Below are 24702 nucleotides of genomic sequence, written 5' to 3' on the forward strand. Positions count from 1 at the left end.
TGTGTGGAGGCCTAACGCCCATTGATAGCTGGAATACTGTTGTGGCGAGGGGATTTATCCCCGTTGGGCTGCACAGCAGCCCCAAAAGCGGCGACCTCATGTTGTCTGACACACCGAGACACCTGGCTTTTGGGGCTGCTTCGCAGCCCAACGGGGATAAATCCCCTCGCCACAACTGTATTTCAGGTCAAGCTTGTCAGTAGTCAGTAGTCAGTAGTCAGTAGTCAGTAGCCAGCAAATGCACAAACAAAAACGCCGCGATCATCTCGCGGCGTTTTCGTGTGCAGGCTTAGCCCAGGTTCTTGCCCAGCAGTGCGTGGTACAGCTCGCTGTCGCCCAGGATGCCGACGACTTGCTGGTTATCGTGGAGCACCAGTTTGTTGCCGGTCTGGTAGCGGATCTGCAGCGCGTCGCGCATGCCGATGTTGGAATCAACCAGGGTCGGACGCCGGCCCAGGTCTTCGACGGCTTGGCCCGGTACCCAGTTCTGCAGGTCCAGCGCCGCGCCATTCTGACGGGCGCCCTTGATGGTGTTGCCTTCGGCCAGGTCGAGCCAGGAGTCGCCGCCCGGGTCCAGGCACACCGAACCGTTGATGCGCTTGCAGTTGTCCAGGGTGCGCATCAGGCTGCGACCGCACAGGACGTTGAGTGGGTTGGTGTGGGCGACAAAGGTGCGCACATAGTCGTCCGCCGGGTTGAGCACGATCTCTTCCGGCTTGCTGTACTGGATGATCTTGCCGTCTTTCATGATGGCGATCCGCGTACCCAGCTTCAGGGCTTCGTCCAGGTCATGGCTGACGAACACGATGGTCTTTTGCAGTTTGCGTTGCAGTTCCAACAGTTCGTCCTGCAAACCCTGGCGGATCAGCGGGTCGAGGGCCGAAAATGGTTCGTCCATCAGCAGGATGTCGGCGTCCATCGCCAGGGCGCGGGCCAGGCCGACCCGTTGCTGCATACCGCCGGACAGCTCGTCGGGTTTCTTGTTGCGCCACTGGGTCAGGCCCACCAGCTCAAGCTTCTCATCCACCAGCTTGCGCCGTTCCTTCTCGGGACGGCCCTGCATTTCCAGGCCGAAGCTGATGTTCTCGCGCACGGTCAGCCAAGGCATCAGGGCGAACTTCTGGAACACCATGGCGATGCGCTTGGTGCGCATCATCTTCAGTTCGGCAGGGGAGCAGGAAGCGATGTCGATCTGCCGCCCTTCATGCTCGACGAACAACTTGCCACGACTGACCGTGTTCAAGCCGTTGATGCAGCGCAGCAGGCTGGATTTACCGGAGCCGGAAAGGCCCATCAGGACGCAGATCTCACCCTTCTCGATGGACAGGCTGGCTTTTTCCACGCCAACGATCAGGCCGGTCTGCTGCAGGATCTCGGGTCGCGATAGGCCCTTGTCCAGCAGGTCCAGCGCGGCCTTGGGGCGGTTGGAGAAAATAACATCGACGTCTTCGAAACGAATGATGCTCATGCGTCACCCCCTACTTTAGCGTCGGGTTGTTTGCAGATTCGGTCGAGCATGATCGCCAGCAATACGATCGCCAGGCCGGCTTCGAAGCCTAGGGCGATATCGGCGGTGTTCAGTGCGTTGACCACGGGTTTGCCCAGGCCATCGGCGCCCACCAGTGCGGCGATCACCACCATCGACAACGACAGCATGATGCACTGGGTGATACCGGCCGCGATGCTGGGCATCGCATGGGGCAGTTCAATGCGCGACAGGAGCTGGCGACGGGAGCAGCCGAAGGCTTTGCCGGCGTCCATCAGTTCGTCCGGTACGTCGCGGATGCCCAGGTAGGTCAGGCGGATGGGCGCGGCAATCGCGAACACCACCGTGGAGATCAAGCCTGGGACCACACCCAGCCCGAAGAGGGTCAGGGTAGGAATGAGGTAAACGAAGGTCGGTACGGTCTGCATCAGATCGAGTACCGGACGCATCATTGTGTAGAACATCGGCTTGTGCGCGGCAACAATGCCCAGCGGCACGCCGATCAGTACGCAAACCAGGGTCGCGAACAGCACCTGGGCGAGGGTTTCCATGGTTTCTTGCCAGTAACCCAGGTTGAGGATCAGCAGGAAGGACGCGATGACGAATATGGTCAGGCCCCATTTGCGCTGGATGAAGTGCGCCAATAGCGCAATGAGGCCGATCAGGGCCAGGGGGTTGAACCAGGTCAGCGCGAACGTCACGCCGTGAATCATCGTTTCCAGGAACAGCGCGATTGCGTCGAATGTGTTGGCGCCGTTTTGCGTCAACCATTCGACAAAGCCCGCGATGTACTGGCCCAAAGGTATTTTCTGATCAATAAGCATGGTAGTGAACGTCCGCATGCAAGGGAATAAACAGCCCGGGCGAGCGAACTCGCCCGGCATAACATCAGCAGTTATTGCGCAAGTTTGGCTTTCACGGCTTCCAGGCCAGGTTTACCGTCAATGGTGGTCACGCCAGCGAGCCAGGTATCGAGTACCTGTGGGTTTTTCTTCAACCAAGCCTTGGCGGCGGCCTCAGGTTTCATCTTGTCATCGAGCACGTTGCCCATCAGCTGGCTTTCCATGTCGACGGTGAACTCCAGGTTTTTCAACAGTTGGCCAACGTTGCTGCATTCCTGGCTATAGCCCTTGCGGGTGTTGGTCGCCACGGTAGCGGCACCGAAGTCGGGGCCGAAGAAGTCATCGCCGCCGGTCAGGTACTGGATCTTGAAACGGGTGTTCATCGGATGTGGTGCCCAGCCGAGGAACACCACGTCGGTGCCACGCTTGGCGGCACGGTCGACCTGCGAGAGCATGCCCGCTTCACTCGACTCCACGACTTTGAAACCGGCGTCCTTCAGGCCAAAGGCGTTCTTTTCGATCATGCTCTGGATCAGGCGGTTGCCGTCGTTGCCGGGTTCGATGCCGTAGATCTTGCCGTCCAGCTCTTTCTTGAATTTGGGGATATCGGCGAAGTCGTGCAGGCCTTTGTCATACAAAGCCTGAGGCACGGCGAGGGTGTACTTGGCGCCCTTGAGGTTGGTGCGCACGGTTTCCACGGTGCCGGCTTCGCGGTAGGCCTTGATGTCGTTTTCCATGGTCGGCATCCAGTTGCCGAGGAATACATCCATGTTCTTGCCATCGGCCAGGGACTTGTAGGTCACCGGCACGGAAATCATGGTGGTCTTGGTCTTGTAGCCGAGGGCGTCGAGCACCACGCTGGTGGTAGCGGTGGTCACGGTGATGTCGGTCCAGCCGACATCGGAGAAATTGACGGTGCTGCACTGTTCGGGTTCAGCAGCGTTGGCCAGCATCGGAAGACTCAGCATGGCGGCCAACAACAACGATGTGGAACCTTTCATGGGTGGACTCCTGGTGTTTTATCGGCGGTGTCCGGTCAGGACAACCGCGCTTATTGGATGTTGCGGTTGGTGGCGCGTGGGCACTCTCTGACACGCGGCCTTGCAAACGAGCCGTAACCGATCATGTACCAGTGCAAATCTGACGCCTACAGGGTGGGTCGTATCCAGTACAGGGAGGGTCGCATCCAGTGTCGGTGACGTCGTTTACAGATTTTTTCCGCCCCTGGCGGGCCTCTGATACGCAGAAAAACGGCGCAAAACCGGGGCCAGGACGGGACGGCGTTGCTGGGCATGATTGCGTCGGTGTCAGACGTCGGACCCCAAGGCAAAAACCGGATGATGCGGCCATCCCGGCGTTGAGCGTAGCAGCTCCGTCACCGGACGCTTCTGCGCCCGGATGTGCCTGTTCTGGAGGTTTTCGGCAATGGCAATCAGCGTTTTCGACTTGTTCAAAATCGGTATCGGCCCGTCCAGTTCCCACACCGTGGGCCCCATGCGTGCCGCGGCGCTGTTCGTTGAAGCGCTGAAGGCAAAGGTCCTGCTCAATGATGTGCGCCGGGTCGAGGTGCAATTGTTCGGTTCGCTGTCGGCCACCGGCATTGGCCACGGCAGCGACAACGCCGTGATCATGGGCCTGATGGGGGAGTGGCCGGACGCAATCGACCCGTCGCAGATCGGCCCGCGTATCGAGCTGCTGCGTGAAACCCAGACCCTGCTGCTCGACGGTCGCCTGCCGGTGCCGTTCGTATGGTCCCGGGACATGCGCCTGATCGACGAGAACCTGCCGTTCCATCCCAATGCGATGACGCTGGTGGCCGAGGGCGCCGACGGCGAGCTGCACCGTGACACTTATTACTCGGTCGGCGGTGGCTTTGTCGTCGATCAGGCCCAGGCCTCCAGCGGCGTGGTGGATCTGGACAGCACTGAGCTGCCTTACGATTTCTCCAGCGCCGAAGAATTGCTTGAGCTGTGCCGTACCCACAACTTGCGAGTAGCCGAGTTGATGCTGGCCAACGAAAAGGTCTGGCGGTCCGAAGAAGAGATCCGCAGTGGCCTGATGAAACTGTGGCGGGCCATGCAGGATTGCGTCGAGCAGGGCCTCAAGCATGAAGGCATCCTGCCGGGCGGTTTGAATGTGCGTCGGCGGGCGGCCAAGTTGCACCGCAGCCTGCAAGAATTGAACAAACCCAATGTCATCGGCTCGACCCTCAGCGCCATGGAGTGGGTCAACCTGTTCGCCCTGGCGGTCAACGAAGAGAACGCCGCCGGCGGACGCATGGTCACGGCGCCGACCAATGGCGCGGCGGGGATCATTCCGGCGGTCCTGCACTACTTCATGAAATTCAGCGAAGCGGTCACCGACGCCAACGTTGTGGATTATTTCCTCGGTGCGGCGGCCGTCGGGATCCTGTGCAAGAAGAACGCATCGATTTCTGGCGCCGAAGTCGGTTGCCAAGGTGAAGTGGGATCGGCCTGCGCCATGGCGGCGGCGGGCCTGGCGGAAATCCTCGGAGCCACGCCGGAGCAATTGTGCAACGCGGCGGAAATCGGCCTGGAACACAACCTCGGCCTGACGTGCGATCCGGTGGGCGGCCTGGTGCAGGTGCCGTGCATCGAGCGCAATGCGATTGCCGCGGTGAAAGCCATCAATGCCGCGCAAATGGCGCTGCGGGGTGACGGCCAGCACTTCATCTCCCTGGACCGGGTGATCCGCACCATGCGTGATACCGGGGCCGACATGCATGACAAATATAAAGAGACCTCGCGCGGCGGCTTGGCGGTCAGTGCGGTGGAGTGCTGATCCACTGTGGCGAGGGAGCTTGCTCCCGCTGGGTTGCGAAGCAACCCCAAGGCCTGATCTCGCAGTGCTTCAGAAAGACCGCGTAGACAGGATTTGCGACCGCTTCGCGGTCGAGCGGGAGCAAGCTCCCTCGCCACAGGTGAATTTAAAACCGCTCGTAAAATGCACACCCACCTCGAAACACGCCACCTTTTAGCGCGTCGCAAACAGACAAGAGACGAACGGTCGGCCCCGCCGTCGGGTGCCACGCGACCGTCCGTCGCCGCACTTGTGGTGATACCTGTTGCGCAAGCCCCGCAGCCCAGTTCCCACAAGTGCTACCGATCTGCTCACGGTGCCGCGTGACGGGGCCCTGACACCCGCCAAAGTCCTGATAACCGTCCCTCGAAATACACCTTGAATAGACAGGTCGCGATGTCGTTTTCAGGATTTATTGAACGCGTATTCAATTTAGGCATGACAATTGCTGTAACACTGTAAAGCCCGTCTCCCTCGTGGAGAGCAATGGCAAATAACCCAATAAAAAGAGCCTCCGCCTGAGGCCATCACCCGCTTTGTGTGAGGAGATACCGCGATGACGACGTCCAACTCCGGGGCCCAACCCCAGAACCGTGCGCCTCAATCCATCGGCTTTTTGCTGCTGGACAATTTCACGCTGATTTCCCTGGCGTCCGCGGTAGAACCGCTACGCATGGCCAACCAACTGTCCGGTCGCGAGCTATATCGCTGGACGACCCTCACAGTCGATGGCGGCCAGGTCTGGGCCAGCGACGGCTTGCAGATCACCCCCGACGCCTCGATGCACAAGGCGCCGGCCCTGGATACTGTCATCGTCTGTGGCGGCATCGGCATCCAGCGTACCGTGACCCGCGAACACGTGTCGTGGCTGCAGAGCCAGGCCCGTCAATCCCGTCGCCTCGGCGCGGTTTGTACCGGCAGTTGGGCCCTGGCCTGCGCCGGTCTGCTGGACGGCTTCGATTGCAGCGTGCACTGGGAATGCCTGGCGGCAATGCAGGAAGCTTTCCCACGGGTATCGATGAGTACCCGCTTGTTCACCCTCGACCGTAACCGCTTCACCAGCTCCGGCGGCACCGCGCCGTTGGACATGATGCTGCACCTGATCAGCCGTGATCATGGCCGTGAACTGTCGGCAGCGATCTCGGAAATGTTCGTCTACGAGCGTATCCGCAACGAACAGGATCACCAGCGTGTGCCGCTCAAGCACATGCTCGGCACCAACCAGCCGAAGTTGCAGGAAATTGTTGCGCTGATGGAAGCCAACCTCGAAGAGCCGATCGACCTGGATGAACTGGCGGTGTACGTCGCCGTGTCCCGGCGTCAGCTGGAGCGGTTGTTCCAGAAATACCTGCACTGCTCGCCGTCGCGCTATTACCTCAAGCTGCGGTTGATTCGTGCACGGCAACTGCTCAAGCAGACGCCGATGTCGATCATCGAAGTGGCCTCGGTATGCGGCTTCGTCTCCACCCCGCACTTCTCCAAGTGCTACCGCGAATACTTCGGCATTCCGCCGCGTGACGAACGCGTCGGTTCCAACACCACGCAGCAGGTGGCGATGATGCCGCTGCCGCAGGCGCTGGTGCTGTCGCCATTGTCCGGCCCGCTGTCGGCGCTGAGCCAGGCGCGTAATGAGTCGACGTTTGCCAGTGTGAGGCTCTAGCAGCTTTCTGTGGCGAGGGAGCTTGCTCCCGCTGGACTGCGAAGCAGTCCCAAAACCGGCCTATGCGGTGTATCAGTCAAATGGCATTCGCTGGTTTTGCGACCGCTTTGCGGCCGAGCGGGAGCAAGCTCCCTCGCCACAGGGTCAGGCGCTGTGGTTCTGCTGATACTCGGCCAGTGCAGGCAACAATTGCTTATCAATCGCCTGGCGCACGGCTGGCAGGATAGTTGCACTGCTGGTGTACATGTTCTTGACCATCAGGCGCAGTTCATTGGCGCGGGCCCTGTCCAGCCCCCGCACGGCGCACTCGCAGGCCTGCTGGGCGGTGGAGCCGCTGGGTATCTGCAACCCCAGGGCCTTGAGCTGGCCCAGCAGGTCTTCCTGGTCGATCAAATCGGCGTACATCATGACGCTTTTCCTTGTTCAGGGATTGGGGTCGTGTCTCGATTCTGGTAGCCGCCCGAAGCGGCGGCAAGGGCAAATGGTCGCAATGTCATGAATGACTATGGAGGCGTCGTTTTCGGCTAACTTGCACGGGGCTGGACTGGGCACACTGACCTCAAGCTGAATCACGATGGTCTGGTCACCCTCGCGCGACAGCTCCTCCAGTAACGCAACCTGCCCCGATCCTGTCACGGCTTGATCGGGGATTTTTTTGCCTGTGAATCAGGGAAAGCTTGGGTGTCCGGCGATGAACGATGACGCGGCCTAGCGCTGCAACACCAGAATCCGCGACAACAACTCATCCCGATCCACATAGCATCCCTGGAAATGCCGGGCCCCGGAGGCCGGGTCGAAGGCATTGCGGGCGTGGAGGGTGCGGCGGTTGTCGAAGCACCAGAGCTGGCCGGGTTCGAGACGCTGTACCAGGCGAAATTGTGGCTCGCGGGTCAGGGCAATGAAGCGGCGGTAGGCGCGGTAAAGCTTGGGCATCTGCTCGACCGTGGTGTCGAACGGCCCACGCAGGAAGTTCGCCATGCGGATTTCCGAAACCTGGCCGAGGGCGTCCAGCGCGATGATTGGCGCCAGGCAGCGGTAGTCGCTGCGACGGTCCTTGTTGCGAAACTCCACGGGGATCCGGCACAGCGCGTCGAAGGCCTCGGGGTCTTCCTGGCGCAGTGCTTCAGCAATGGCAAACCCGTCGACAAAAATGCTCTCGCCACCGTCGGCGTCATTCACCAGGCAATGCAAGAATTGCAGCCCCGGCTGTAATTCCCGGGTCGGCAAATCACTGTGCAATGGCAGGTTGAAAGCGGTGTAGGCGTTGCTGTCGGCATCGGCTTTGGACTGCACATTGAACAGCACACCGAAGTTGCTCTCGCGAATAAAGGAAATGCGCTGGGCAATCCGTGTCAGCGAGCCGGGTTCGGTGGGTACGCCGCGCACCTGGGTCAGGCCGATGTCGCGCACCGCCAGCAACCATTGCAACAACGCATGGGCATCGTCCATCAGTGCCGGGTAGTCGAACACTGGCAATTGCAGGTCGTGCCGCCACAGTTGGCGCCGAGGCTTGTTCGCCAGGCGCTCGGCCCGGGACTGATCATCGTAGGCGTGGGCGCGCAACCAGCCCGGGTCGAAACGGCTCTGGTGACCGTCCTGCCAGTTCACGCACAGGCAGCCTTCGTCGTCGAGGTAGGTTGCGCCGGGGGCAATGTCTTCAGGGACGTCGATGATTTCCAGCACCTGCTCGCGGGTGACGCTGTAGACGCATTGAGGGCAAGGGCAGTTGTCCCGCAGCCACGGGTGATGAAAGGGGCTTGCCCGGCCATCGGCCCACATCACTTGGATCCGGTCGGCCAAGGGTGTGACGGCGGTCAATGGGAAGATCAAGGGGTAATGGCGAAAGTCGGCAAAGGCGGCGGCGGTGTTCATGGCGATCTCCTGTTCGCGGCTTATCGGGGGAGAGGCAGGGCGATGATCCGGCCGATGTACAGCGGCGGCGGCAGGTCGGATTGTTCGTCGAGCAGGGCGCTGAGCCGGTCCAGGGTCTGTTCGGTGAAAGGCGCCGAGCGCGGGCCGGCCAGGTCGACGTGCAGTAGCATCTGTTCATTGCCGGCCAGCTCTTTATCACCGCCGACCAGATGCAGGCTGTGGTAGAGGTGCAGGCGTTTGGCGTCGTGGCCGATGATGTGCGTGTGCACCTCGACCTGGGCGTCGAGCTTCACTTCGTGCAGGTAGTTCAGGTGCAGTTCGAGGGTGAACAACGAGTGGCCGCTGGCTTCGCGGTTCTGGCTGTCCATGCCGAGCCGGTCCATCAGCGCGTCGGTGGCGTAGCTGAAGATCAGCAGGTAGAAGGCATCGCGCAGGTGGCCGTTGTAGTCGACCCATTCAGGGAGGATGCGGGTTTGATAGGTGGTTAGGGTGGGCATGCTGGAACTCCACAAATAGTCGCTGGTGTACACCCTTGTGGCGAGGGAGCTTGCTCCCGCTCGGCCGCGAAGCGGTCGTAAAACCAGCGAATACGATTTGACTGATACACCGCATTTGCCGGTTTTGGGACTGCTTCGCAGTCCAGCGGGAGCAAGCTCCCTCGCCACAAGGGGGGGTTATTCGCTGAACGCCATGCCATGCTTGGCCTTGGTGGCCTTCACCGCCTCCAGCACCGCCAGCAGGCAATCGTCACGATAGCGCTCCAGGGCCGAGATGCTATGGCTGCCCAATTGCGCGCTTGTGCCGTCCACCACATCGTCGATCAGCTTTTCGGTCAGCTCTGGCGCTGGCAGGTAGGTCCACGGCAGTTGCAGCGCCGGGCCGAACTGGGCCATGAAGTGCCGCATCCCGGCATCGCCGCCGGCCAGGGTGTAGGTCAGGAACGTGCCCATGAACGACCAGCGCAAGCCGGCGCCAAAGCGGATCGCATCGTCGATTTCTCCGGTGGTCGCCACCCCGTCGTTGACCAGGTGCAGGGCTTCGCGCCACAGCGCTTCGAGCAGGCGGTCGGCAATGAAACCGGGCACTTCCTTGCGCACGTGCAGCGGCCGCATGCCAAGGGATTCGTACACCTGCATCGCCGCCTGTACGGCTTCGGGCGCGGTGTTTTTGCCGCCGACCACTTCCACCAGCGGCAACAGATAGACCGGGTTGAACGGGTGCCCGACCACGCAGCGCTCCGGATGGGTGGCGCCTTCGTAGAATTCGCTCGGCAGCAGCCCCGAGGTACTGGAACCGATCAGCGCGTTCGGCTTGGCAGCGGCGCTGATCTGGCCGTGCAATTCGAGTTTCAGTTCCAGGCGCTCGGGGGCGCTTTCCTGGATGAAGTCGGCGTCGCGCACGCATTCTTCGATGGTCGCGACAAAGCGCAGCCGATCCTGCGAGGCGCCAGGGGCCAGGCCCTGTTTTTCCAGCGCGCCCCAAGCGTTGGCGACGCGTTTGCGCAATGCCGCCTCGGCACCCGGCGCCGGGTCCCAGGCAATAACGTCGAGGCCATGGGCCAGGGCCCTGCTGATCCAGCCGCTGCCGATTACACCACTGCCCAGGGCGGCGAAGGTCTTGATGTCGGTGATAAAGCTCATGGTGTTTTCCTAATGATTCGCCGATTCCCTGTGGGAGCGAGCTTGCTCGCGATGACGGATTCCAGGTGCAGCAGATGCCCTGGATGTACCGCCGCTATCGCGAGCAAGCTCGCTCCCACATTTGATCTTGGGTGGTCTTGAGAACTGCAGTCACTGCAGATCCAATGTGTACGTTCGGTTCAGCCGCGCTGGGTCAGCCCCATTTTCTTGCGACCTTCAGCCGGGGTGAGCACGCGGGCGCCGAGGCGGCTGAGGATTTCGCCGGCCCGCTCCACCAACTGACCGTTGGTAGCGAGTACGCCTTTGTCCAGCCAGAGGTTGTCTTCCAACCCGACCCGCACGTTGCCCCCCAGCAGTACGGCCTGGGCGGCCATCGGCATTTGCATGCGGCCGATGCCGAAGCCCGCCCACACCGCGTCCGCCGGCAGGTTGTCGACCATGGCTTTCATGGTGGTGGTGTCGGCCGGTGCGCCCCACGGGATACCCAGGCAGAGTTGGAACAGTGGGTTGTCCAGCAGGCCTTCCTTGATCAGTTGCTTGGCGAACCACAGGTGACCGGTGTCGAAGATCTCCAGCTCGGCCTTGACCCCCAGTTCGGTGATGCGCTTGGCGCCGGCCCGCAGTTGCGCCGGAGTGGAGACGTAAATGGTGTCGCCGTCGCCGAAGTTCAGGGTGCCGCAATCCAGCGTGCAGATTTCCGGCAACAACTCTTCGACATGAGCCAGGCGGGTCAGCGGGCCCACCAGGTCGGTGTTGGGGCCGAATTCCATTGGCTGTTCGCCCGCACCGATCTCCAGGTCGCCGCCCATGCCGGCGGTGAGGTTGACGATGATGTCCACGTCCGCTTCACGGATGCGCTCCATCACTTCGCGGTACAGCGCCACGTCGCGGCTGAACTTGCCGGTCTGCGGGTCGCGGACGTGGCAATGGACCACCGTGGCCCCGGCCTTCGCCGCCTCGATGGCGGCGTCGGCGATCTGTTTCGGGGTGACCGGTACGTGAGGGCTCTTGGCGGTCGTGTCGCCAGCACCGGTGAGTGCGCAGGTGATGATGACGTCGTGGTTCATGGTGCGGATTCCTTCAGGCGTGGTAAGTCACTGCGCAGCCCTTTGGTGCTGCGCAGATGGATAGCGGTTGTTCAGTTACTGGTCAGTTTCAGGTTGTCGGCGGCGGGCTTGCCATCGAAGGTAGTGACGCCTTCGAGCCAACGCTGCTTGTCTTGCGGATGATCCTTGAGCCATTGCCGGGCCGATTCGAGCGGGTCCTTGTGATCGAGCAACGGCTGCATCATCCGGCTTTCATCTTCGGCGCTGAACGTCAGGTTGCTCAGCAGGCGACCGACGTTCGGGCATTGTTGGGCGTAGTCCGGCGCGGTGACGGTCCACACGGTGGCCATGCCTTCGTTCGGGCCGAGGGCGTCGTCGCTGCCGGTGAGGTAGGTCATTTGCACGTTGACGTTCATCGGGTGCGGCGCCCAGCCGAAGAACACCACGGCTTCCTTGCGCCGCACGGCGCGGTCCACGGCGGCGAGCATGCCGGCTTCGCTGGACTCGACCAGTTGGAATTTGCCCAGGCCGAACTGGTTCTTGGCGATCATCGCCTTGATCTGGGTATTGGCGCCGGAGCCCGGCTCGATGCCGTAGATCTTGCCGCCCAGTTCTTTTTCGAATTTGGCGATGTCGGCGAAGGTTTTCAGGCCCTTGTCGGCCAGGTAGGTCGGTACCGCCAGGGTGGCGCGGGCGTCCTTGAGGCTGGGCTGCTCCAGCACCTTGACCTGCTTGGCTTCGACGAACGGGGTGATGGTCTGGGTCATCAACGGGTTCCAGTAACCCAGGAACAAGTCCAGGCGCTGGTCGCGGATGCCAGCGAAGATGATTTGCTGGGAGGCGCTGGTTTGCTTGGTCTTGTAGCCGAGGCCGTCGAGCATCACTTGGGTCAGGGCGCTGGTGGCGATGACGTCGGTCCAGTTGACCACGCCCAGGCGCACGTTCTGGCACGCGGCGGGCTCGGCAGCCATGGCGGTGCCATTGAGGAAAGTGGTGCCGCAAAGTGCAAGTACACAGGAGCTGATCAGTCGTTTCATGTCGGGTTCCTCGGCAGCTTATTGTTATGGGTTCCGGCATCTGCGCACCGGTGATGCCAAGTTACGCAGCCCGGCGCCTGGCAAAACGCACAGCGGCGACGTGCTCTTGCACTGCAGCGACTCTTGAATGGGCCTTGCAACTGGCGTATCAAGGTCCGCACGCTACCCGCCAACCGAGTGCGCTCCATGTCCCAGGATTTCTACTTTTTGTTGATGCCGGGTTTTTCGGCCATCGGTTTCATTTCGGCCATCGAGCCGTTGCGGGTTGCCAATCGGTTTCGTGGCGAGCTGTACCGCTGGCATGTGCTGAGTGTCGATGGCGGGCCGGTGCTGGCGAGCAATGGCATGTCGGTCAACGCCGATGCCGCGCTGGAGCCGCTGAAGAAGGGCGCGACCCTCTGGGTGGTGGCCGGGTTCGAACCGCTCGAATTCTCCACCCCGACGCTGGAGCGCTGGCTGCATCGGCTGGACAACGAAGGTGTGACCCTGGGCGGCATCGACACCGGCAGCGTGGTGTTGGCCGAGGCGGGGCTATTGGAAGGGCACCGCGTGACCTTGCATTGGGAAGCGATCGAGGCGTTCAAGGAGTCTTATCCGCAACTCAGCGTGACCCAGGAACTGTTCGAGATCGACCGTCGCCGCATTACTTGCGCGGGCGGCACGGCTTCCATCGACCTGATGCTGGACCTGATCGGCCAGGCCCACGGTTCGGAACTGGCGATCCAGGTCAGCGAGCAGTTCGTGCTCGGCCGCATCCGCCCGCGCAAAGATCACCAGCGCATGGAAATCGCCAACCGCTATGGCATTCGCAACAAGAAGCTGGTGCACGTCATTGGCGAGATGGAAACCCACAGCGAACCGCCCCTGAGCACCTTGGCACTGGCCGAATCCATCGGCGTCACCCGGCGCCAACTCGAACGCCTGTTCCGCCTGCACCTGAACGACACCCCGAGCAACTTCTACCTGAGGCTGCGCCTGGAGAAGGCCCAGCAGTTGCTGCGCCAGACCGACATGAGTGTGTTGGAAGTGAGCATCGCCTGCGGCTTTGAGTCGCCGTCGTACTTCACCCGCAGTTACCGGGCACGGTTCGCGCGCTGTCCACGGGAGGATCGGCGGCGGCAGTTGGTTTGAAAACAAACTTCAAGAGCTCGCTCGCCGACAATAAGTATTTAAATTTTTTGATTTAAATTACTTCTGGCGATTCCCTTGGCTTTTTTAAAGACTGTTCGCTGTTAGTACTGACGAACGGATAGGGAAGTCTGTCCATTCAAAAAACATATTTTAACTCGGGCTGAACAGGTGCCAAGGGAGGTACTGTGCATGAAGGGAAAGGGTTGGCTGTTTTTTGTATTGCTGTTGGTCAGTCGGTTGGCACAAGCAGATTTTTCCCATCCCGGAATTCTGGTGGACTTCAAGCAATTACGATATGTGAAGGAAAATATATACCGAGAACCCTGGAAGAGCGCCTATGAAAAGACTTTGCAAGACTCCTTGGCCGATAGAGATTACGAGCCTAGGCCTTGGGGGACTGTAGAGTGTGGTTCGTATTCCAATCCAAATAATGGCTGTTCGGACGAGACCCGGGACGCCCGGGCAGCCTACACCCAGGCTTTATTATGGCGGTTGAGTGGTGATCCGCGTTATGCGGAAAACGTACGAAAAATCCTTAATGCATGGGCCGATACGCTGACCGGTGGTCACACCAATAGTAATGGGCCCTTGCAAGCCGCATGGACGGCAGGGCTGTTTACTCGGGCCGCTGAAATTGTCAAATATTCCTACGATGGTTGGCCCCAGCCGGAAAAAGACAAGGTAACCAGGTTATTTGCAAGGCAATACTATCCTGATGTGCTGCGCGCTTTTTCCGGAAACTATACTTGCTATAACAAGAACTGGCATGCAAGTGCAGTCGAGGCGATGTTTAATATTGCCGTGTTCAATAAGAACCAGGCGTGGTTGGATGATGCTGTTTCGAAGTGGCGGGGCCTTGTTCCGTCGTATATTTATCTTGCCTCGGATGGCGCACGCCCGAAGGATGCTCCGTGGTGTCGGCGTAGCAATGCGCAAATCAATGCGCACTGGGGCAGCCCGGAAGCCTACTTGGAAGGCTTGTCGCAAGAAAGTTGTCGGGACTTTGAACATGCAGCTTATGGTTTGGCGGCAATCATCAATGTGGCGGAGAGCGCTCGTTTACAGCAGATTGATTTATATGGGGATCAAGCCAGCCAGGCAGCGTTACGCATTGCGGCGGCGATGGAGTTGCACAGTGCCTATCAAAATGGTGACCAAGCAAAATTATGCAAGGCCTACGATGGCCACAAGAACGATACGGTCGGTACGTTCGAGATAGGATTCAATCACTACGCGCTGCGTCAAGGCGCCTCCTTGCCGCAGACGTCGCTTTTTCTGCAAAAGCATCGCCCCGTCAAAGGAAAGTTTCATTACCTTTGGGAAACGCTGACTCACGGGTCCACGGGGACCATTCCATAGAACCAGTCGTATCTGGTTTGAGAGGACCCGGCAGCGATTGGAGGGTGGTCGGGAGCTGGTTTGACAGGCTTTTATACTCAATTATGCCCGGGACTATAAATTATACCTGTCGCCATAATTGGGTATAAAAGCTTGATACCGCCAGTCATCGGTCATTCATCTGTGGCGAGGGAGCTTGCTCCCGCTGGACTGCGTAGGAGGCCCTAAAGGCAGGGCCGCTGCGCGCCCCAACGGGAGCAAGCTCCCTCGCCACGGGGGTGTTTCGTCTGAGAGATTGGCTTACTTCTTTACCAACGCCGAACACGCCGCCTTGTACGCCTCATGTTGATATTTGTTCAGCGTCGCCGGCAAGGCGAAGTCATGTTTCTTGTGCTGCGCGTTGAGGGTCTGCGGCGACAGCAGTGTCACCTCGCAGCCTTCCAGCAACTGGAGAATCCCCTCGATCTTGAACGTGGTCGGTCCGCCGGCGAACTCGCCTTTCTTGCTGCGCTTCTTTATGGCGATGCGTTCGATGCCATTCTCGACCACGAATGCCCGTACCTGGGCGGCAAACGCCTTGACGTTGGCGGCTTCGTCATCGTCGTCCAGGGTGATTTTCTTGGTGTTCAGGGCGACGTGGGTCAGTGTCTGCTGTTCCAGCGAGGCAACGGCGATGATCGCTTCGCTGCCTTTGATTTCGATGCCGCAAATGATCATTGGAACCCTTGATGCCCGGAGGTGTGGAATTGCAGTTTATCCATCTTGGTCTGGAACGCCGCTCTGATTTTTTCATCTGCGGCCCACTCAGTTCATGCTTTGGCGCAGGTCGAGCATGATTTTGTCGAAGTAGTCGACCCGGATGACGCCGAAGCGGGGGTATTCGAAGTCCAGGATCACATACAGCACGCAGACCATGACCGCCGCGTAACCCAGGCTGTGCAGCCAGTTGCGCCGCTTTGTACCGGCCATGCCATAGCCGATCAGCAGGGCGCTGATCAGGGCCATGGTCACCAGCATCAGGTAGATGACCAGCGGTGGGTGGGTTTCATGGGCCACGGCGCGGGTGGTGGTGATATCGATCATTTCATTTTGTGCCTGCAGCACACTGACCCCCAGGGTTGGGGTGGGCATTTGCTGCAGGGCGGCGATCGTGCGTTTCCAGATGATCTGTTGCAAGTCACTGGCGCGATCATGGGCGGCTTCGTCGAGTTCGTCTTCGCGCAGGTCACGGTAATACTCGATGCGGGCGTCGACATAGTCCTTGAACGCCTGGCGCAGGGCCGGTTGCTCGCTGGCCGGTAGCAGGTCCAGGCGTAGCCAGGCGGTGCCCATGGCATTGGTTTCGGCAACGATCAGCGCGCGCCGTTGATCCAGGCGTGTGGCTGCGCCAGAGAAGGTAAAGGCAATCAGGAGTGCCAGCAGGCCGAACACCGCGCCTTCTATTGCACCAATGCCTTGGCGGGCGCCCTCCGGGTCTTGGGCCAGGTGACGGTTGCCGATCCGGCGACCGGCCTCGATGCCCGCCACGATGGCGATAAAAATAGCTAACCCATATAAAGGCAAGGCGGTAAGAGAGAGCATATGAAAATCCCTTGATAGGCAATAACACCGACTAACGTGAGCGCCTGTCATGAGCTGATCCTAAGCCCCTCCTTTCGCTTCGGATACTGTCAGAGTTAACAGTATCCGAAGCCTAATGTCTGTTGGGATATCCCCCGTAGGCCTACAGTTCCAACTGATCAGCATGGATACCAAAGGCAGCGGCAATTTTCTCTCGGGTAGCCCGGCGAGGCTTTGCGACCGATTCCTGTTGGGCAAACGCCGACTGAGAAATACCCAGGCGCCTGGCGACTTCATCCTGAGTCAGGTTCAAGTGTTCGCGCCAGGCGCGGATAGGCGTAGCGCCGTCGACGATACGGCTGACCACTTCGTGAGGGATCAGATCGGGTTCCAGTTTTTGTGCAACGTATTGTGCGTACGGAATGACCACAAATGCCGGGTTTCCGTCTGCATCGTTGATGATCTGAATATCAGTAGGTGCGTTCATCATGGAAAAATATAAGTCTTTTATAAGATTTTCGAATCCTGACTTATATTTTTCCCTGGGCCAACGCATGAAGGGTGTCTGGATATTGCTCCGTGGATAACCTTCAATCCTGCCCAATCGACTCCAAAAACTCCGACCGATCATCGCTTACCTGGGCCATGCAGTCGTTTTCGGCGATCTTGTAGGCTTCGCTGCCGGGTTTGGCCGGGAAGGCGGCGATGGCGCAATCGGCGTCGCGTTGTTTGAGCCACAGTTGTTGGGCGGTCTTGACCTTGGCGGTGATGTCGTTGAGTTGCGCCTTGTCGCTGGCGTAGCGGGTTTGCAGGCGCTCGAAGAGGCTTTGCAGGTTTTCGTTGAGCAATTGTTCGGCGGCGGTCTTGCCATAGGCCGAGCAGGCCAGGGTCTGGACGTCGTTTTCAACTTCGTCGCAGGGGTTGGGCTCGGTGTCTTCGGTTGCGTGTGCCAGGGTGCTGATCAGTGCCAAAGCCAGGAAGAGTGATTTCATTGCGTTGCCGCTCGAGTCCAGTGAAAACCAGTGATGCGGCGGATTCTGGCGCAAGCGTCGGGTAAAGAACAGACGGGTAGGATGGGCCTGTTGTAGTCCATTGTCGTGGATTGACGCTTTCGGCAATTCCCCTGTCGTTTTTGCACCGGGTCGCCACGCCCCTCAGGCATATGCTGGCCCCAAAGCGCCGGCAGACGATTCGGCGCATGAAATCCGATAAAAGGGGACTGCCTGATGAGCCCAGCCGAATTGCACGCCGACAGCATCGTTATCGACGGGCTGATCATTGCCAAATGGAACCGCGAACTGTTCGAAGACATGCGCAAGGGCGGCCTGACCGCAGCCAACTGCACCGTGTCGGTATGGGAAGGCTTCCAGGCCACCATCAACAACATCGCAGCCAGCCAGAAACTGATCCGCGAAAACAGCGATCTGGTGATCCCGGTGAAAACCACCGCCGACATCCGCCTCGCCAAGGAGCAGGGCAAGACCGGCATCATCTTCGGTTTCCAGAACGCCCATGCCTTCGAAGACCAGCTTGGCTACGTCGAGATCTTCAAGCAGCTCGGCGTCGGTGTGGTGCAGATGTGCTACAACACCCAGAACCTGGTGGGCACCGGTTGCTACGAGCGCGACGGCGGCCTGTCGGGCTTCGGTCGTGAGATCGTCGCCGAGATGAACCGTGTCGGCATCATGTGCGACCTGTCCCACGTCGGTTCCAAGACCTCCGAAGAGGTCATCCTCGAGTCGAAGAAGCCAGTCTGCTATTCCCACTGCCTGCCGTCCGGCCTGAAAGAGCACCCGCGCAACAAGTCCGATGAAGAACTGAAGTTCATTGCCGATCACGGCGGCTTTGTCGGCGTGACCATGTTCGCGCCGTTCCTGGCCAAGGGCATCGATTCGACCATCGACGACTACGCCGAGGCCATCGAATACACCATGAACCTCGTCGGTGAAGACGCCATCGGTATCGGCACCGACTTCACCCAGGGCCACGACCAGGCGTTCTTCGAGATGCTGACCCACGACAAGGGCTACGCCCGTCGTCTGACCAGCTTCGGCAAGATCATCAACCCCCTGGGCATCCGTACCGTGGGCGAGTTCCCGAACCTCACCGAGACGCTGCTCAAGCGCGGTCACCCTGAGCGGGTGGTGCGCAAGATCATGGGTGAGAACTGGGTCAACGTCCTCAAAGACGTCTGGGGCGAATAACCGCCGCCGCACCGCTGAATCCTTTACCTGCGGCCTTGTGCGCCGCAGGCAATACCACGCATTTCCGGAGTCAAGTTTTCATGGCCAAAATCGCCCCCCAACTGCCTATCGAAGTCGACAGCGAAACCGGTGTCTGGACCTCCGACGCCCTGCCGATGCTCTACGTGCCGCGTCACTTCTTCGTCAATAACCACATGGGTATCGAAGAAGTCCTGGGCGCCGACGCTTACGCCGAGATTCTCTACAAGGCCGGCTACAAATCCGCCTGGCACTGGTGTGAAAAAGAAGCCGAATGCCATGGCCTGGAAGGCGTCGCGGTGTTCGAACACTATATGAAGCGCCTGTCCCAGCGTGGCTGGGGCCTGTTCAAGATCCAGGACATCGACCTGGACAAAGGCACCGCCAGCGTCAAGCTCGAACACTCGGCGTTCGTCTATGTGTACGGCAAGGTCGGGCGCAAGGTCGACTACATGTTCACCGGCTGGTTCGCCGGTGCCATGGACCAGATCCTCGCCGCTCGCGGCAGCAAGATCCGCACCGTGGCCGAGCAGGTCTACGGCGGTTCCGAAGAAGGCCACGACGACGGCCTGTTCATCGTCAAGCCGTTGTAAGTCGAGGATCGCACCATGGCTTTTGAAGCAATGTTCCAGCCGATCCAGATCGGCAAGCTGACCATCCGCAACCGCGTGCTCAGCACCGCGCACGCCGAGGTCTATGCCACCGACGGCGGCATGACCACCGACCGGTACGTGAAATATTACGAAGAGAAGGCCAAGGGCGGCATCGGCCTGGCGATCTGTGGTGGCTCGTCCGTGGTCGCCATCGACAGCCCGCAGGAGTGGTGGAGTTCGGTGAACCTGTCCACCGACCGCATCATTCCGCATTTCCAGAACCTGGCTGACGCCATGCACAAGCATGGCGCCAAGATCATGATCCAGATTACCCACATGGGCCGTCGCTCGCGTTGGGACGGTTTCAATTGGCCGACCCTGATGTCGCCGTCCGGTGTGCGTGAGCCGGTGCACCGCGCCACCTGCAAGACCATCGAGCCGGAAGAAATCTGGCGGGTGATCGGCAACTACGCCCAGGCGGCACGGCGTGCCAAGGCCGGTGGCCTGGACGGTGTCGAACTGTCCGCCGTGCACCAGCACATGATCGACCAGTTCTGGAGCCCGCGGGTCAACAAGCGGACCGACGAGTGGGGCGGCAGCTTCGAAGGCCGCATGAAGTTTGGCCTGGAAGTGCTGAAAGCCGTACGCGCCGAGGTGGGTGACGATTTCTGCGTGGGCATGCGCATCTGCGGTGACGAATTCCACCCGGACGGCTTGTCCCACGAGGACATGAAGCAGATCGCCAAGTACTACGACGACACCGGCATGCTGGATTTCATCGGCGTGGTGGGCTCGGGTTGCGACACCCACAACACCCTGGCCAACGTCATCCCGAACATGAGCTATCCACCGGAGCCGTTCCTGCACCTGGCCGCCGGCATCAAGGAAGTGGTCAAGGTTCCGGTGCTGCATGCGCAGAACATCAAGGACCCGAACCAGGCCACGCGGATCCTGGAGGGCGGTTACGTCGACATGGTCGGCATGACCCGCGCCCACATCGCCGACCCGCACCTGATCGCCAAGATCAAGATGGGCCAGATCGACCAGATCAAGCAGTGCGTCGGTGCCAACTACTGCATCGACCGCCAGTATCAAGGCCTGGACGTGCTGTGCATCCAGAACGCCGCGACCTCCCGTGAATACATGGGTGTGCCACACATCATCGAGAAGTCCACCGGGCCGAAACGCAAGGTGGTCGTCGTGGGTGCCGGCCCAGCGGGGATGGAAGCGGCGCGTGTGGCCGCCGAACGTGGGCACGACGTGACCCTGTTCGAGAAAAAAGAATTCATCGGCGGGCAGATCACCACCGCCTCGAAAGCCCCGCAACGGGACCAGATCGCTGGTATCACCCGCTGGTTCCAACTGGAGCTGGCGCGGTTGAAAGTCGACCTGCGCCTGGGCGTGGCGGCGGATGCAGCGACCATCATGGACTTACGTCCGGACGTGGTGGTGCTGGCTGTCGGCGGGCATCCGTTCCTGGAGCAGAACGAGCACTGGGGCGCCGCTGAAGGGTTGGTGGTCAGCAGCTGGGACGTGCTCGACGGCAAGGTTGCGCCAGGCAAGAACGTGCTGGTCTACGACACCATTTGCGAGTTCACCGGCATGTCGGTGGCCGACTTCCTCGCCGACAAGGGCAGCCAGGTGGAGATCGTCACCGACGACATCAAGCCGGGCGTGGCCATTGGCGGGACGTCGTTCCCCACCTACTACCGCAGCATGTACCCCAAGGAAGTGATCATGACCGGGGACATGATGCTGGAGAAGGTCTACCGCGAAGGCGACAAGCTGGTGGCGGTGCTGGAGAACGAATACACCGGGGCCAAGGAAGAGCGCGTGGTGGACCAGGTGGTGGTGGAAAACGGCGTGCGGCCGGACGAAGAAATCTACTACGCGCTCAAGGAAGGTTCGCGCAACAAGGGCCAGATCGACGTCGAAGCCCTGTTCGCGATCAAGCCCCAGCCGTGCCTGGAGCAGAGTGGCGATGGCTACCTGCTGTTCCGCATCGGCGACTGCGTGGCCCAGCGTAATACCCACGCCGCCATCTATGACGCCCTGCGGTTGTGCAAGGATTTTTAACGGATTACCACCATTACCTGTGGCGAGGGAGCTTGCTCCCGCTGGGCTGCGAAGCAGCCCCAATCATCAGTCGAGAAGCATCAGGTTTACGCCTGGGGCTGTTTTGGGAGCGCTTCGCGCTCCAGCGGGAGCAAGCTCCCTCGCCACAAGTAGGTGCGTCGCTCTCACTGGCGCGCACATGATCCTGCGTCTTTGGGAGCAACACCTATGCTGAACACCCTTCTTCCTATCCTGCTGTTCGCAGCCCTGGGCCTCGCGGTCCTCGGCGCCTTGCGGCGGGTGAATATGTGGCGCCGGGGGCGACCGTCCAAGGTCGACCTGATCGGCGGCCTCTTCGCCATGCCCAAGCGCTACATGGTGGACTTGCACCATGTGGTGGCGCGGGACAAATACATTGCCAACACCCACGTGGCCACGGCCGGTGGTGCGGTGGCGTCGGTGGTGCTGGCGATACTGGTCCATGGTTTCGGCCTGCATAACCGCTTCCTCGGCTACGCCTTGCTGTTGATGACGGCCGTCATGTTTGTCGGTGCGATCTTCGTCTATCTGCGTCGGCGCAATCCGCCGGCCCGTTTGTCCAAGGGCCCATGGATGCGCCTGCCGAAAAGCCTGTTGGCCTTCTCGGCATCGTTCTTCCTGGTGACCCTGCCGGTGGCGGGGATCCTGCCGGAGAACTTCGGCGGTTGGCTGGTGGCGGCGGTCCTGGGTGTCGGTGTGCTGTGGGGCGTGTCGGAACTGTTCTTCGGCATGACCTGGGGCGGGCCGATGAAGCACGCCTTCGCCGGTGCCTTGCACCTGGCCTGGCACCGCCGCGCCGAGCGTTTTGGCGGCGGTCGTTCCACCGGGCTCAAGCCGTTGGACCTGAACGACCCAGCGGCACCGCTGGGCGTCGAGAAACCCAGGGATTTCACCTGGAACCAACTGCTGGGTTTCGACGCCTGCGTGCAGTGCGGCAAGTGTGAAGCGGCCTGCCCGGCGTTTGCCGCGGGCCAGCCGCTGAACCCGAAAAAGCTCATCCAGGACATGGTCGTCGGCCTGGCCGGTGGCACCGATGCGAAATTCGCTGGCAGCCCATACCCGGGCAAACCCGTGGGCGAACACGGCGGCAATCCTCATCAGCCGATCGTCAATGGCCTGGTGGACGCCGAGACGCTGTGGTCCTGCACCACCTGCCGGGCCTGCGTCGAGGAATGCCCGATGATGATCGAGCACGTCGATGCCATCGTCGACATGCGTCGTCACCTGACTCTGGAAAAAGGCGCCACGCCAAACAAAGGTGCCGAGGTCCTGGAAAACCTCATCGCTACCGACAACCCAGGTGGCTTTGCCCCGGGCGGGCGGATGAACTGGGCGGCGGACCTGAACCTGAACCTGCTCAGCGAGAAGAAATCCACCGACGTGCTGTTCTGGGTCGGCGACGGTGCCTTCGACATGCGCAACCAGCGCACCCTGCGGGCGTTCGTCAAAGTGCTGAAGGCGGCGAAGATCGACTTCGCCGTGCTCGGCCTCGAAGAACGCGACAGCGGCGACGTGGCCCGGCGCCTGGGTGATGAGGCGACGTTCCAGCTGTTGGCCAAACGCAACATCCAGACCCTGGCCAAATACAGCTTCAACCGCATCGTCACCTGTGACCCCCACAGTTTCCACGTACTGAAAAACGAATACGGCGCCTTCGATGGCAACTACCTGGTGCAGCACCACAGCACCTATATGGCGGAAATCATCGACGCCGGCGCCCTGAACCTCGGCCAGCACAAGGGCGACAGCGTGACGTATCACGACCCGTGCTACCTGGGCCGCTACAACGGCGAATACGAGGCGCCGCGCCAGGTGCTGCGTGCGCTGGGTATCGAGGTCAAGGAGATGCAGCGTTCCGGTTTCCGTTCGCGTTGCTGCGGCGGTGGCGGCGGTGCGCCGATCACCGACATCCCGGGCAAGCAGCGGATTCCCGACATGCGCATGGAAGACATCCGCGAAACCGGCGCTGAGCTGGTGGCGGTAGGTTGTCCACAGTGCACCGCGATGCTCGAAGGCGTGGTCGAGCCGCGGCCGATGATCAAGGACATCGCCGAACTGGTGGCCGACGCGCTGCTGGAAGACGCGGCCCCGAGCAAACCGGTGATCCCGGTCAAACGTGAACCCGCGGAGGTGCATTAATGAGCGACATCATCCGCCGCGACCCTCGCGCCGAGTGGATCGCCCGCAACCGCCTGCACCCGCTGCACGCGGCCATGCAACCGGTGCAACACAGCTGGATGGGGCCCAACGGCGTCATTCGCAAAAATGTCCATGGCATCGGTTTCATCGGTCCCAACGGCATCAAGCGCATCGACCGCAGCGGCGCCCAGCAGGGAGGCGCGAGCAAGCGTACTGCCGCCGTTGAAGTGCAACTGCCGTTGCATCAGGTGCCGCAACCGGCGTTCTACATCAGCGTGGTGCCGGACATGGTCGGGGGCCGCTTGAGCAGCCACGACCGCGATCTGTTGGGCCTGGCCCATCAGCTTGCAGGTACGGACGGTGCAGTGCTGGCGGTGGTCTTCGGCGAGCACAAGGAAAACACCTTCGCCACGGCCGGTGTCGACCGCTTGCTGGTGCTCGATGGCGAGGAATTCAGCGGTTATGCACCGGAACAACGGGTCCAGGGCCTACGGGCTGTGGATAACCAATTCAACCCCCGCCATTGGTTGCTGCCCGACAGTCGCACCGGTGGCGGCGAACTGGGCCGGCGCTTGGCGGCGGCCCTGGGCGAACGCCCGGCCACGCGGGTCTGGCAGGTCAAGGGCGAAGAGTGCATCGGCCGCGCCGGTGCCGGCCTGCAAGACCTGGCCCGGCCATTGGCGCGCTTGATCCTGGCAGCGGCCGAATGCGCTGAACCGGTCAGCGAAACCCGCCACGAAGCCTTGCCGGTGGAGTTATCCACAAGCGTGGCCCGCAGCTTGTCGCGTATCGAAGACCTCGGCGCGGTGGCGGTGGACCCGGGGGCGATCCCGATGGCCGAGGCCGAATTCATTTTCTCCGGCGGCAACGGGGTCAAGGACTGGGCACTGTTCCACCAGACCGCAGCGGCCCTGGGCGCCACCGAAGGCGCTTCGCGGGTGGCGGTGGACGACGGCTTCATGGCCCGCGATCGCCAGGTCGGTGCGTCCGGCACTTGGGTTACGGCGCGGGTTTACGTGGCCGTGGGGATTTCCGGGGCAATCCAGCACCTGCAGGGCATTGGCGCCTGCGACAAGGTGGTGGCAATCAACCTCGACCCAGGCTGCGACATGATCAAACGGGCAGACCTGTCGGTGATCGGTGACAGCGCGGCGATTCTCCAGGCCTTGATCGCGGCGGTAGAGACTTACCGCAACGAAGCCAAGCGCGATGCGGCTTAAGA

Annotated in this window: 22 protein-coding genes; 9 read left to right on the plus strand and 13 right to left on the minus strand. The window is 60.9% G+C overall.

Annotated features, from left to right (window positions below; translation table 11 throughout):
- Window positions 1-289 precede the first annotated feature (289 nt).
- The 3 genes from choV to TK06_RS23420 all read right to left on the minus strand — a co-directional run bounded on the left by choV (window position 290) and on the right by TK06_RS23420 (window position 3329).
- Window positions 290-1468 (minus strand): choline ABC transporter ATP-binding protein, encoded by a 1179-nt coding sequence (gene choV, locus TK06_RS23410; RefSeq protein WP_063324024.1) that lies wholly within the window; start codon window positions 1466-1468, stop codon window positions 290-292.
- Window positions 1465-2310, minus strand: coding sequence for a choline ABC transporter permease subunit (gene choW, locus TK06_RS23415; RefSeq protein WP_063324025.1), 846 nt, complete (start codon window positions 2308-2310; stop codon window positions 1465-1467). The genes choV and choW overlap by 4 nt, the downstream gene beginning before the upstream one ends.
- Before the next feature lie 71 nt (window positions 2311-2381).
- On the minus strand, window positions 2382-3329 hold the full coding sequence (locus TK06_RS23420; RefSeq protein ID WP_063324026.1) for a choline ABC transporter substrate-binding protein: 948 nt from the start codon (window positions 3327-3329) through the stop codon (window positions 2382-2384).
- Window positions 3330-3753: 424 nt separating this feature from the next.
- Between TK06_RS23420 and TK06_RS23425 the strand changes: the two genes are divergently transcribed.
- Both TK06_RS23425 and TK06_RS23430 read left to right on the plus strand, forming a co-directional pair.
- Window positions 3754-5130, plus strand: a complete 1377-nt coding sequence (locus TK06_RS23425) for an L-serine ammonia-lyase (RefSeq protein WP_063324027.1) — start codon at window positions 3754-3756, stop codon at window positions 5128-5130.
- A gap of 574 nt (window positions 5131-5704) precedes the next feature.
- Window positions 5705-6808 carry a GlxA family transcriptional regulator gene (locus tag TK06_RS23430; protein ID WP_003177576.1) on the plus strand — a complete coding sequence of 368 codons (1104 nt, stop codon included), beginning with the start codon at window positions 5705-5707 and terminating at the stop codon, window positions 6806-6808.
- 144 nt (window positions 6809-6952) lie between these two features.
- On the opposite strand, the gene TK06_RS23435 is transcribed toward TK06_RS23430, so the two are convergent.
- From TK06_RS23435 to TK06_RS23460, 6 genes are all read right to left on the minus strand, one after another.
- Entirely contained in the window at window positions 6953-7216 is a 264-nt protein-coding gene (locus TK06_RS23435) for a hypothetical protein (RefSeq protein WP_063324028.1), read from the minus strand.
- Between the two features lie 300 nt (window positions 7217-7516).
- On the minus strand, window positions 7517-8680 hold the full coding sequence (locus TK06_RS23440; protein WP_063324029.1) for a gamma-butyrobetaine dioxygenase: 1164 nt from the start codon (window positions 8678-8680) through the stop codon (window positions 7517-7519).
- Between the two features lie 20 nt (window positions 8681-8700).
- Window positions 8701-9177: a thioesterase family protein gene (locus tag TK06_RS23445; protein WP_063324030.1), complete on the minus strand. Its 477-nt coding sequence runs from the start codon at window positions 9175-9177 to the stop codon at window positions 8701-8703.
- 177 nt (window positions 9178-9354) lie between these two features.
- Window positions 9355-10320: an L-carnitine dehydrogenase gene (locus TK06_RS23450; protein WP_063324031.1), complete on the minus strand. Its 966-nt coding sequence runs from the start codon at window positions 10318-10320 to the stop codon at window positions 9355-9357.
- A 179-nt stretch (window positions 10321-10499) separates the two neighbouring features.
- Window positions 10500-11387 (minus strand): 3-keto-5-aminohexanoate cleavage protein, encoded by an 888-nt coding sequence (locus tag TK06_RS23455; RefSeq protein WP_063324032.1) that lies wholly within the window; start codon window positions 11385-11387, stop codon window positions 10500-10502.
- A gap of 71 nt (window positions 11388-11458) precedes the next feature.
- On the minus strand, window positions 11459-12403 hold the full coding sequence (locus TK06_RS23460; protein WP_063324033.1) for a choline ABC transporter substrate-binding protein: 945 nt from the start codon (window positions 12401-12403) through the stop codon (window positions 11459-11461).
- 186 nt (window positions 12404-12589) lie between these two features.
- Between TK06_RS23460 and TK06_RS23465 the strand changes: the two genes are divergently transcribed.
- Window positions 12590-13534 (plus strand): GlxA family transcriptional regulator, encoded by a 945-nt coding sequence (locus TK06_RS23465; protein WP_063324034.1) that lies wholly within the window; start codon window positions 12590-12592, stop codon window positions 13532-13534.
- Window positions 13535-13723: 189 nt separating this feature from the next.
- Window positions 13724-14893 (plus strand): alginate lyase family protein, encoded by a 1170-nt coding sequence (locus TK06_RS23470; RefSeq protein WP_063324035.1) that lies wholly within the window; start codon window positions 13724-13726, stop codon window positions 14891-14893.
- Window positions 14894-15172: 279 nt separating this feature from the next.
- Here TK06_RS23470 and TK06_RS23475 read toward each other — a convergent pair whose 3' ends face one another.
- The 4 genes from TK06_RS23475 to TK06_RS23490 all read right to left on the minus strand — a co-directional run bounded on the left by TK06_RS23475 (window position 15173) and on the right by TK06_RS23490 (window position 17424).
- Window positions 15173-15589 carry a DUF3010 family protein gene (locus tag TK06_RS23475; RefSeq protein WP_063324036.1) on the minus strand — a complete coding sequence of 139 codons (417 nt, stop codon included), beginning with the start codon at window positions 15587-15589 and terminating at the stop codon, window positions 15173-15175.
- Between the two features lie 87 nt (window positions 15590-15676).
- The gene (locus tag TK06_RS23480; RefSeq protein WP_063324037.1) at window positions 15677-16453 is read right to left on the minus strand and encodes a hypothetical protein; all 777 of its coding nucleotides are present in this window, start codon (window positions 16451-16453) and stop codon (window positions 15677-15679) included.
- A gap of 142 nt (window positions 16454-16595) precedes the next feature.
- Window positions 16596-16919, minus strand: coding sequence for a helix-turn-helix domain-containing protein (locus TK06_RS23485; RefSeq protein ID WP_060740283.1), 324 nt, complete (start codon window positions 16917-16919; stop codon window positions 16596-16598).
- A gap of 103 nt (window positions 16920-17022) precedes the next feature.
- Window positions 17023-17424, minus strand: coding sequence for a lysozyme inhibitor LprI family protein (locus TK06_RS23490; RefSeq protein ID WP_063324038.1), 402 nt, complete (start codon window positions 17422-17424; stop codon window positions 17023-17025).
- A gap of 234 nt (window positions 17425-17658) precedes the next feature.
- Between TK06_RS23490 and TK06_RS23495 the strand changes: the two genes are divergently transcribed.
- From TK06_RS23495 to TK06_RS23515, 5 genes are all read left to right on the plus strand, one after another.
- On the plus strand, window positions 17659-18636 hold the full coding sequence (locus TK06_RS23495) for a dipeptidase (RefSeq protein WP_063324039.1): 978 nt from the start codon (window positions 17659-17661) through the stop codon (window positions 18634-18636).
- Window positions 18637-18716: 80 nt separating this feature from the next.
- On the plus strand, window positions 18717-19247 hold the full coding sequence (locus TK06_RS23500) for a 4-vinyl reductase (protein WP_003177589.1): 531 nt from the start codon (window positions 18717-18719) through the stop codon (window positions 19245-19247).
- A 15-nt stretch (window positions 19248-19262) separates the two neighbouring features.
- A complete protein-coding gene (gene dgcA, locus TK06_RS23505; RefSeq protein ID WP_047230382.1) occupies window positions 19263-21323 on the plus strand; it encodes a dimethylglycine demethylation protein DgcA in 2061 nt (686 codons plus the stop codon).
- 207 nt (window positions 21324-21530) lie between these two features.
- Complete coding sequence (gene dgcB / locus TK06_RS23510) at window positions 21531-23480, plus strand: dimethylglycine demethylation protein DgcB (RefSeq protein WP_063324040.1); 1950 nt, start codon at window positions 21531-21533, stop codon at window positions 23478-23480.
- The gene (locus TK06_RS23515) at window positions 23480-24700 is read left to right on the plus strand and encodes an electron transfer flavoprotein subunit alpha/FixB family protein (protein WP_063324041.1); all 1221 of its coding nucleotides are present in this window, start codon (window positions 23480-23482) and stop codon (window positions 24698-24700) included. Before dgcB ends, TK06_RS23515 begins: the two co-directional genes overlap by 1 nt.
- Window positions 24701-24702 lie beyond the last annotated feature (2 nt).

The sequence above is a fragment of the Pseudomonas fluorescens genome (assembly GCF_001623525.1).
Lineage (GTDB): Bacteria > Pseudomonadota > Gammaproteobacteria > Pseudomonadales > Pseudomonadaceae > Aquipseudomonas > Aquipseudomonas fluorescens_Q.